At 57.9% G+C, this 10,278-nt stretch carries 10 protein-coding genes and 1 tRNA gene; 6 read left to right on the top strand and 5 right to left on the bottom strand.

Going from position 1 to position 10,278, the window contains the following annotated elements; all coding sequences use genetic code 11:
* The coding region (locus tag RCH87_RS08860; RefSeq protein WP_373690964.1) for a radical SAM protein at positions 1 to 470 on the bottom strand (470 nt) is incomplete at its 3' end.
* Positions 471 to 567: 97 nt separating this feature from the next.
* Between RCH87_RS08860 and RCH87_RS08855 the strand changes: the two genes are divergently transcribed.
* Together RCH87_RS08855 and RCH87_RS08850 are read left to right on the top strand one after the other, a co-directional pair.
* Positions 568 to 1,347 (top strand): PaaI family thioesterase, encoded by a 780-nt coding sequence (locus RCH87_RS08855; protein ID WP_306516340.1) that lies wholly within the window; start codon positions 568 to 570, stop codon positions 1,345 to 1,347.
* An 18-nt stretch (positions 1,348 to 1,365) separates the two neighbouring features.
* Positions 1,366 to 2,703 carry a M20/M25/M40 family metallo-hydrolase gene (locus tag RCH87_RS08850; protein ID WP_306516339.1) on the top strand — a complete coding sequence of 446 codons (1,338 nt, stop codon included), beginning with the start codon at positions 1,366 to 1,368 and terminating at the stop codon, positions 2,701 to 2,703.
* Positions 2,704 to 2,763: 60 nt separating this feature from the next.
* On the opposite strand, the gene RCH87_RS08845 is transcribed toward RCH87_RS08850, so the two are convergent.
* The 4 genes from RCH87_RS08845 to RCH87_RS08830 form a co-directional block, all read right to left on the bottom strand.
* Entirely contained in the window at positions 2,764 to 3,810 is a 1,047-nt protein-coding gene (locus RCH87_RS08845; RefSeq protein WP_306516338.1) for an iron ABC transporter permease, read from the bottom strand.
* A 2-nt stretch (positions 3,811 to 3,812) separates the two neighbouring features.
* Entirely contained in the window at positions 3,813 to 4,904 is a 1,092-nt protein-coding gene (locus tag RCH87_RS08840) for a hemin ABC transporter substrate-binding protein (RefSeq protein WP_306516337.1), read from the bottom strand.
* Between the two features lie 16 nt (positions 4,905 to 4,920).
* Positions 4,921 to 5,604, bottom strand: a complete 684-nt coding sequence (locus RCH87_RS08835; protein ID WP_306516336.1) for a heme oxygenase (biliverdin-producing) — start codon at positions 5,602 to 5,604, stop codon at positions 4,921 to 4,923.
* A gap of 284 nt (positions 5,605 to 5,888) precedes the next feature.
* Positions 5,889 to 5,973 (bottom strand) — tRNA-Leu (locus tag RCH87_RS08830).
* A gap of 323 nt (positions 5,974 to 6,296) precedes the next feature.
* Between RCH87_RS08830 and RCH87_RS08825 the strand changes: the two genes are divergently transcribed.
* The 4 genes from RCH87_RS08825 to RCH87_RS08810 all read left to right on the top strand — a co-directional run.
* Complete coding sequence (locus RCH87_RS08825) at positions 6,297 to 7,202, top strand: DUF3662 and FHA domain-containing protein (RefSeq protein WP_306516335.1); 906 nt, start codon at positions 6,297 to 6,299, stop codon at positions 7,200 to 7,202.
* 43 nt (positions 7,203 to 7,245) lie between these two features.
* Positions 7,246 to 7,710: an FHA domain-containing protein gene (locus RCH87_RS08820; RefSeq protein ID WP_306516334.1), complete on the top strand. Its 465-nt coding sequence runs from the start codon at positions 7,246 to 7,248 to the stop codon at positions 7,708 to 7,710.
* Positions 7,711 to 9,384 carry a PP2C family serine/threonine-protein phosphatase gene (locus tag RCH87_RS08815; RefSeq protein ID WP_306516333.1) on the top strand — a complete coding sequence of 558 codons (1,674 nt, stop codon included), beginning with the start codon at positions 7,711 to 7,713 and terminating at the stop codon, positions 9,382 to 9,384.
* On the top strand, positions 9,385 to 10,278 hold an 894-nt coding region (locus RCH87_RS08810; RefSeq protein ID WP_306516332.1), incomplete at its 3' end, for an FtsW/RodA/SpoVE family cell cycle protein.

Genomic DNA, 10,278 nt, shown 5'->3' with positions numbered 1-10,278 from the left:
GCTTTGAAGCGTTCAACCTGCTCGCGGGTGACGGTACCCAGCGAACAAGAGATTTCGATATCGACTTCTTCTTTAATGCGTGGGATGGCGCGCTCAACCTGGCGCACCAGGTTTTCGTCCGGGCCCTTCACGGCAGCGACGATGCAGAATTCCGTGGCGCCCACCTTTTGGTTGCGCTTGGCGGCTTCGATCAGCTCGTTAATATTCAGCAGCACGGCGCGCACTGGGGATTCAAACAGACCAGACTGCGAACAGAAGTGGCAATCTTCTGGGCAGCCGCCGGTTTTCAGCGAGATAATACCCTCGACCTCAACGTCGGGGCCGCACCATTTCAGGCGTGTTTGGTGGGCGACGTCGGCAATTTCTTTCAGAGTTTCATCATCAACCTGCAATACTTGCAGCAGCTCGTCTTGGTTCAGGCCGATGCCCTGTTCCAGTGCCTTTTCCCGGGCGATATCAACAATGCTCATGCCGTTATCCTAATCACAGTGTTTAAACGGTGTTCAATTATCATGCGCTGAACACCCCCAATTGTGTCGCACGTCAACTAACGTAAGCTTGGTAACTGTGAAAATTAACTTCCTAGCCAAGCAGAAAAACCGCACCACAAAACCACTTTCGTTACAAAAACGATTAGTGAAACGCATGATGTCCAGCCCGGACAGTCTACGACGAATTCTCAACCTGTGGCCACCCCTGCGCGCCTCCGGCATCCGCATCACCGAAATCACCAAAGATGCCTCTTATGCCAAAATCGTCTGGAACCGCACCTGGAAAAACGTCAACATGCATGGCGTGGCCTTCGGTGGCACGTTATTTTCCATGGCTGATGTCATGGTCGGCACCCTGCTCGCCCGTCGCATGGGCACCGATTTCGAGGTATGGACGCGATCGGCGTCGTTCCAGTATCTCAAACCGGGTCGCAACGGCGTCAGCATCGACGTTGAGCTTTCCGACGAGCTCGTCAACTGGGTCAAACGTACCATCGACGAAGACGGCTACTGCAACCTGCCGTTTAGCTGCATGCTGAAAAACCGCGACGGCGAAGTTGCCGCCATTAGCCATCAAGAACTCCACGCCCGCCCGAAAGGTGGTGGCAAGCGCTCATCGAAGCCAAAACACGCCGGCCAGCCACGCGGTTATATCCTGGAGCACATGGCCACCGCCATCGCCTGGGCTGCCTTTAGCGATACCCCAGAAACTTTAACCTCCCTGCTCAGCAGCATGCGTCGCATGCCAACGCAGGCAGAGCAACTCCGCCACGTCTGCGCGAAAGCCCAGGCCGAGGCCGGTTGGGATAGCACCCAGCTGCAGAAATTCGGCGTGCCAAGCGAATACATCAGCTAACGAACTACCCTGGCGCTTATGAGCCTTTACGACGACACCTTCACCCTGCTGCAAGAGCTCATCCGCAACGGTTGCGTCAATGACCTCACCGCTGATTCCGGTTTCGAGGAACGCAACGTCGCCACCTTGGAGAAGTTCTTCGCAGGCACCCCAGGGATTCGCACGGAGAAGTTTGAACCCCACCCACACCGCACCTCCCTTGCGGTGACCGTCGAAGGCAGCGACCCGGCAGCAGAGCCTCTCACCCTGCTCGGACACATCGACGTGGTTCCCGTCGACGAGCCAAAATGGAGCACCAAGCCGTTTGCCGGCGAGGTCATCGACGGTTTCATCTACGGCCGCGGAGCGATGGACATGCTGTTTATTACTGCATCCATGGCGGCTGTCACCCGTGAGATCGCCCGGCGCGGCCAGCCTGCCGGCACGTTGACTTTCGTGGCGCTTGCCGACGAAGAAGCCCGCGGCGGATTTGGAGCCAAGTGGATTTCCGAGCACCAACCCGAGGCTTTTTCGTGGAAGAACTGCCTTTCTGAGACCGGTGGCTCGCACCTGCCGGTGCGCGATGGCTCGGATGCCATCGTTATCAACGTCGGCGAGAAAGGCGCAGGCCAACGCCGTGTGCGCATCAGTGGCGACGCCGGGCATGGTTCCACCCCGTATGGCAAGGATTTCGCCGTCGTCAAGATCGCAGAAGTTGCCCGGCGCATCGCGCAGATCACTCCGCCGATGCTTGATAGCCAGACCTGGCAGCGTTTTGTGCGCGCATTCCGTTTCGATGCAGCCACGGAAAAAGCGCTGCTGGCGGGTGCTTCCGAGGAAGCCTATGAAGCCTTCGGCGATCTCGCAGGTTATGCGCACGCGTTTTCGCACACCACCATCTCCCAGACCGTGCTGCGGGCAGGCGGGGCGATCAATGTGCTGCCCTCCGATGCCTATTTGGAGATGGATATCCGCCCGCTGCCCGGCCAAAGCCAGGAGGATATCGACGAACTGCTACGCACAGGGTTGGGTGAGCTTGCCGACGAGGTCGCTATCGAGCACTTAATCGTCGAACCGGCCTCTGAATCGCCAGCGGAAGGCCCACTGTGGGATGCCATCGTTGATACCATCGGCGAGTTTTTCCCGGATGTGCCGGTGATCCCCGTGCTGGCTACCGGTGGTTCTGACCTACGTTTTGCTCGCCGGTTGGGCGGGGTTGGCTATGGCTTTGCGCTGCACGCGCGCGAGCGCAGCATGTATGAGGCGAACCGGCAGCTGCACTCACACGATGAATGCCTGGCTGTCGAAGATCTGGACCTGACGGTGCGCGCCTACTGGTCGCTGGTTTCAAAGTTTGTTTCCGCTCCAGCGCAATAGATCAGGTTCAACAGGGCCATCGCAATAGCGCCGGCGCAATAACACCAGCGCACACTCTCACTAAATAGCTCCCTTGCGCATCATCGCGCGCAGCAGGATGAAAAACGTCGGCCCGCCAACCACGGCAGTAAAAATACCAATCGGTAGGTCCGCGAAAGCGATGATGCTGCGCGCGGCGGTATCAGCCAGCACGATCAGCACTGCCCCACCCAAGGCTGATGCAGGTAGCAGCACCACATTCGACGGGCCAGCCACTGTGCGGATGATGTGCGGAACCACCAGGCCAACAAACCCGATCAGCCCGGCATAGGACACCGCCCCGGCAGTCAGCAGCGTCGCCAAGACCAATGCCACCAGCCGCAGGCGCGCGACATCGATGCCCACGTGGCCGGCTGCGCGATCACCGAGCGCCAGCACATCCAGCTTGCCGACGATGAACATCGCCGCAGCAATGCCCACGACAGTGAGAATGCCGACGATCGAAATGTGCGCCCATTTCGCGCCTGCTAACGAACCCATCTGCCAAAACACCACTTGCTCGCGAGAACTGGTGGGCGCGATGAAAATGAAAAACGAGATCAACGCACCGGCAACCGCGTTGACGGCAATACCGACTAACACCAGATTGATCACCCGGATCCGGCCGCTAAAACGTGCCAACTGATAGACCAACCAGGTAGTTGCGAGACCGCTAACAAACGCGAACGCTGGGATCGTCGTCGCGCCGAACCAGTTGATCCCCAGCACGATCGCGATGGAGGCGCCCACTCCGGCGCCCGCAGTCACCCCGATCACGGATGGTTCGGCCAACGGGTTGGCGAACACCGCCTGCATCAACGCGCCACCAACGCCCAAGGCCGCACCGACCAACAGACCGAGCACCAGGCGCGGCAGGCGAATCTGCCAGATTACCGACTCCTCCATCGCGGTGGCACCCAGTGGGCCTACCGCCAGGATGCGCGGAAGTTCATCGAGCGGCACCTGATACTGACCGATCACCAGCGAGGCCACGGTGCCAAGAAACAAGGAAATACCTAACACGACAAACAAAAGCACCCGGGTGCGGCCCCGGGTGCGCAGCACCTGTTGCGTGTGGTTACTATCCATGATTATTCATTATGGTAAATCGCTTTTGCTGCCTCCAATAGCAACTGGCCGGATTGCGGGCCAAAGGCCAGCGCCTGCCCGTCGGGAAGCGCAATCACGCGCTGTTTTTGCCCGGCGACGGTCTGCGCCACGCCTGGTCGCTGCATCAAGCCTTCGATATCGCCGATGGAGCCGAGGCTGCCAGACATCATGATATAGACCTCTGGGTCTAATTCCGCGAGCGCTTCCGGGCTGGCCGGTGACGGCGAACCAATGTCATTCGCTGTGGCGACATCGATGCCGCCGATGCTTTCGATCAGATCGTCGGTACCAGAATCACGACCCAAGATATAGAACACACCGTTCGCGCCGCGGGCGTACAAAAACGCCATGCGCAGCGGTTCTTCTGGGGCGATCTGTGCGATCGCCGCCTTGGCATCAGCCAGTTCTTCTTCACTGCGCTGCGCGAGTTTCTCTCCTTCTTCGGAAAGCCCTAATACCTCACCCATACGACGGATTTGCGCGCCCATGTTTTCTAAGCTGCGGTCGTCGTCCAGCACCACAGTGGTTACCCCGGCGGCACGTACCTGGTCAATGACCTCGCTCGGGCCAATCGAATGGTCAATCACCAGCACACTGGGGTTGAGTTCCAGGATCGCCTCAGCGTTCAATGCGTGTGCACCGTGGGTGACGATTGGTAGATCCTGCAGCGATTCTTCCTGCGAAGCGATCGTGCGCCCGACGAGGTTATCTGCCATGCCCAGCCCGCGCACGGTTTTGGTGAAGGTGCCATAAAAATCAATCGCGAGAATGCGTGAAACATCCTCGACGACGACGTTATAACCATCTTCGTCGGTTACTGTCACCGGAAGCTGCGGCTGTGGTGAATTCTTAACAGGAACGACTTCATCCAAGGCATCGACGATATTGCCGCCATGGAAACTGCGTGGATCGGCGTCGGCGCCTGACTCAACGACATCTTTTTTCAGGTTCTGGTGCGCAGAGGGCTCATCCCACGATGCGCATGCCGAAACCCCCAACCCGGTCACTGCCAGCAGGGCAGCGCAGGTGGGGGCGAGGAACCAACGACGGTTATGCGGTGTAAACCGAAGCATTTTAGCTTTCTGTTGTTTAGCTTTCTGCGGGGAATCGACGCGACAAAGCAGAGAACAACTCAAAGTTGCACTGGAAAGCGACGACGGCTTCGTCGAGAAGCTCGGTGCGCTGTTCTTCCGTCAACTGCAACGAATCCAGAGTGGCGCGGTAGGCATCGCGATAAGGCTTAATCTTGCCGACGGCGGAGAAATCATAGAAGCTGAGCTCTTGTTCACCCATGCCGTAGTGGCGCTCCAGCATGCGCGAGATGACCTGGCCGCCAGAGACATCGCCCAGGTAGCGCACATAGTGGTGCGCCAGGATGCGGACTTCGTTTCCCGGCATGTCCATTTTTTCGATGCGCTCGACATAAGCGGCGGTCTCCGGCATCACGCGCACCTGCTCGCCCCAGTTCGAACCAGCCATGCTGACCAGGTCAGAATCCAATGCCATGCGACGCTCCAGGCGAGGATCGGCATAGCTGGCACCAATTGGGCTCGTGGCGACGGTGCGCACGGCATGCTCAAGCGCGTCGTAAATAAACCACATCTGCGCGTGGTATTCCGCAACAGCATCTCGGCTGAGCTTGCCTTTGAGGAGACGATCCATGAAGTCCGAGGTTTCAGCATTCTCGTGAGCAGCCATGGTGTGCTCGCGCAGCTGCTTAGACAGCGGCTGCTGCTCAGTGTGTTCAAACAGAGCAGTGGTCGCAGTAGTCATTGTGGTGTGTCCCTTCTTCATTAGACCCCGACCGGCCCGCCGCGGTCTGAGTCTCACCTTATTAAGTTAGCCCTATCCTAACTGGGCTGAGAAAGGTTAGACAAGGGTCAACATCGCGAATTCGAAAATTTCGATCAAAAGTATGACCGCCCGGATAACCCCGCTGGGCAGAGAAAACAAACCCGGTAGATAAAAACCCAGCAAATAAAAACCCAGTACATAAAACCCGGCAAACAAAAAAGTCTCGAGACAACATCCTAGCGATGCCTCGAGACTTCATACTGTGCCCGGGGCGGGACTTGAACCCGCACGTCCTAAAAGGACACTGGCACCTGAAGCCAGCGCGTCTGCCAATTCCGCCACCCGGGCTGGGTGTCAATAAACATCAAACGCAATGCGCTCGATTTGGCGACTTAATGAAGATAACACGTAACTCATATAAACCAACAAACCCGCAGTTCAACACCATGTTTCCAGACCTTGACTGCGTACCATAAAACTACCGAAAACTGGCGGCCACGCCCGCCTGGCTTACGGTTTTTAACCTAGAGCACTTTATACTGGGACACACTTGGTTTTCAGCTACCTTCTAAAAACCTCGAGAGACTGTATTAATTCTCCAGATTCCACAATGGAAACTTCCACAATGGAAACAATGAAAGAACGAAAACAATGAAAGGAGGTCTCGCGCAATGGCAATCATGTCCCGGTTTGCCAAACTCGACAGCGCCATGCAGCGCGGCCTCGATAACGGCATTGCCTTAATCTTCGGCGGCAAGGTCGTACCAGCAGAGATCGAAGAGCTTCTGAAACAGGAAGCGCAAGACAACCTCTCCACGACCGCTCGCGGCTATGTGCCCAACGTGTACGCCGTCGGAGTTTCCTCAAAAGATCTGGAAAACCTTTCTCAGGACCGGCAGCTACCCGTCAGCTTGGCAGACCAGCTGGCGCGTTTTCTCCGTAACGGAGGAATGGAAACCTTTGGTCCCGTGATCGTGCGCATCGCCGAAGAGTCCGGCCTGCGCACCGGTCAGCTACGGGTCTCATCTTTTTCTGATGCACAACCGGTGGAGCATTCCGGTTTCGATGCCATCATCACCCATGACGATAACCCCAATAACGACGGCGCTGGGGCGAAATCCAGTAGCCGACAGGAGGAATCCCCTGCCATGACTAGCTCCCCGTATTCCACTGGATCAGGACAACCAGCGGGACATGACGCAACCACCACGATGTTCCGTAGCGAGGACGTCGACAAGCAAAACCGCGAAAGCCAGAACCGGCAGCCCGAAGAAGAAACCACCCGTGTTTCTTTGATGCTGCAAGATGGCTCTTCCCGAAGCTATTTGGTCGAGGAAGGCACCAACATCATCGGCCGCAGCAACGATGCCGACTTGCGCATTCCAGACACTGGGGTTTCCCGTCAACACGCCGAGATCACCTGGGATGGGCGCGATGCCATTCTGGTTGATCTGCAATCCACGAATGGCACGACTGTCAATGACACACCCATCGAAAATTGGCTTCTAGCTGACGGCGATGTCATTACTGTGGGACACTCTCATATTGAGGTCCGTATTACCTACCCCCACTCGTAATCCTAACCCTCAATACTCCAACTTCTAGCGAAGGAAGGCCACCATGGATTCAGTCCTCGTGTTTGGGCTACGCATCGGCTTATTAGTGCTGTTGTGGCTGTTCATTCTGGTGGCGCTGAACGCGATGCGTCGCGACGCTAAGTCTGCCGCAACCGGCACCGCGCCCGCAGCCGCATCCACCGGGTTCACGCCACCAGCTCCGCGTTCGCGCAAGCCTGCCGCCCAGATCACGGTAGTTGACGGCCCACTGCGGGGATCGCACATGCAGATCTCTTCGCTGGAAGAATTCATCGTCGGCCGGGCACCGAATTGTGATTTTGTTGTCGGTGATGATTACGCCTCCTCGCGCCACGCCCGCTTATTCCGCCGTGGCAGTGAATGGTTTATCGAAGATTTGGACTCGCGAAACGGCACCTTCGTCTCTGGCGCCAGGATTGACCAGCCAGAACGCATCGCCGTGGGAACTGATATTAAACTGGGGCGTTCACTATTGAGGCTGGTGCCATAGATGACTCCATCGCAGAAATCACTGAAGCTTAACTACACCGCGGCCTCGGACCGCGGTCTTGTTCGTACTAACAACGAAGATTCCGCCTTCGCCGGCCGGAATCTTTTGGTGCTTGCCGACGGCATGGGTGGCCACGCCGCCGGTGAAGTTGCCTCGCAACTGCTGGTCACGACCCTGCAGAATTTGGACCGCGACCCGGGCGATAATGACATGCTCGCGCTATTGGGTTCAGCTGCCGACGATGCCAACGCTGCAATCGCCGATACCGTGCGCCAGCGCCCCGAAACCGAAGGCATGGGCACCACCTGTACGGCGCTGATGTTCAACGGTTCTGCCTTTGGCATGTGCCATGTTGGCGACTCGCGCGGCTACCGTTTGCGCGACGGCAAGTTGGAACAGATCACCGTCGATGACACCTATGTGCAGTCGCTGGTAGATTCCGGCAGCCTGCAACCTGAAGATGTCTCCACCCACCCGCAGAAATCACTGATTTTGAAGGCCTATACCGGCCGTCCGGTGGATCCGACGCTGCGCACCATCGACGCCAAACCCGGCGATCGCTTATTGCTGTGCTCGGATGGGCTCTCGGACCCTGTCACCGCTGACACCATCGAAACCACCTTGCGGGAAGGCACCCCGGAGCAGGCCGCCACGCGGTTGATCGATCTTGCTTTGCGCTCTGGCGGGCCGGACAACGTCACCGTGGTGGTAGCGGATGTACTAGCTGGTGACGACGATTCCACTACCGTCCCCAATGCTCCCGTCAGCGCCGGTGCTTTGGCGTTGCCGGAAAGCGAACGCGCCCACCCGAATACCGCAGCTGGACGCGCAGCGGCATTGAACCGGCGCCCACAAATTGTGGAGCCAAATGCGCAGGCAGCTGTCGGCGGTGCTGGCAATAGTGCCGCCGCGGGTGCCGCCGCTGGTGCCGGTAATGCTGCTGGTCATGCTGGGCATGGTGGTCACGGTGGTTCAGGAGGTCCTGGCGGCCCGGGAAATAGCGGTGCCGGCGCGCACAACGCCGGCGGCCCCGGAAACCAGGGAAATCACGGAAACCACAACGGCGGTGCTGGTGCTGGCACAGCAGAGCAGCCCAGCAAGCGCGGACGCAACTGGACGCTGGCTATCGTCGTCCTCGTTTTGCTCGTTGGCCTGATTGGCGGCGGCTGGTGGGCGTATTCGTCTTCGCAGGATAATTACTACATCGCCACCAATGATCAAGATGAGTTGATCATCGAACGCGGGGTGGATTATTCGCTATTCGGCCGGGATTTGCACGAACCGTATCAACGGGTGTGCTTGACCGAGGATGACGAAGTACGCACCACCGATTTCGGCGAGAAACCTGCCAGCGATTGCCACTCGTTTTCGCTGACCGACCTTCCCGGTTCGGTGCGCGGCTCCATCGATCACCTCGACTCGGGCTCCTACTCGGAAGTCACTGACCAGCTGCAGCGCCTGTCCGATAAAGCGTTGCCGGTTTGCGTCAACCGCGCAGAGAAAGACGACGCTGACAAAGACAGCACTGACAAAGACGGTGCAGAGAAAGACAGCACTGAAACTGAGACTGAGAAGGGCAGCTCTGAACAAGACAATTCTGCGCAAAACAACAGCAACAACGCCGATGACGGCGGCTTGTCCACCCCCGGCGTGAACTGCAGGGAGGTGTCCTAAATGTCACGAGTGTTCATTCGTGCGACAGAACTCGGGCTGCTCATCGTCGCAGCCATTGCATTCGCCGCAACCCTGGCCAGCTTCGAGCTTTCCCAGGGATCAACGCTGTCGGTGACCTTCCTGTACTTCGTCGGCGCATTCATCGGCGTTTTTACCGTCGCGCACATCGCTTTGACGATCTGGGCGCCGTATGCCGATCAGATTATGTTGCCGGTAGTCAGCCTGCTCAACGGCTTGGGCTTGATCATGGTCTACCGCATCGACACCGCCAAAGATCTCGACCTGGCAAACCGACAGGTCATGTGGTCAGTCATCGGTGTTGCGCTGATGGTTGCCGTGCTGATTATCGTCCGCGATCACAAAGTGCTCACCCGCTATTCCTACCTGCTGGGCGCATTCGGCCTGGTGTTGTTGGCGCTGCCGCTGGTGTGGCCAACCTCAATCAACGCTGATGCCCGCATCTGGATTCAGATTGGTAGCTTCACGCTGCAGCCCGGCGAGTTTTCCAAAATCTTATTGCTGATGTTTTTCGCCCAATTGTTGGTGCAAAAACGCGCGCTATTCACCGTCGCCGGTTACCGCGTTTTCGGTATCTCCTTCCCGCGCCTGCGCGACCTCGCCCCCATCCTGTTGGTATGGGCGATCGCGATTATGATCATGGCGGTCTCCAACGACTTCGGCCCAGTTCTGCTGTTGTTCAGCACCGTGTTGGGCATGTTGTTTATGGCCACTGGCCGCTGGTCATGGCTGATCATCGGCCTGGCTTTGACCGTGCTGGGTGGCGCCTTCGTGTATTCGCTCTCGGCAAAGATCCAGGACCGTTTCTCCGCTTTCCGTAATCCGCTTGACGACGTCGACGGCACCGGTTTCCAGCTGTCGCAGTCGCTATTCGGC

This window comes from Corynebacterium sp., assembly GCF_030826625.1.
Classification (GTDB): domain Bacteria; phylum Actinomycetota; class Actinomycetes; order Mycobacteriales; family Mycobacteriaceae; genus Corynebacterium.
This window is presented reverse-complemented; position numbering and strand designations above follow the sequence as displayed.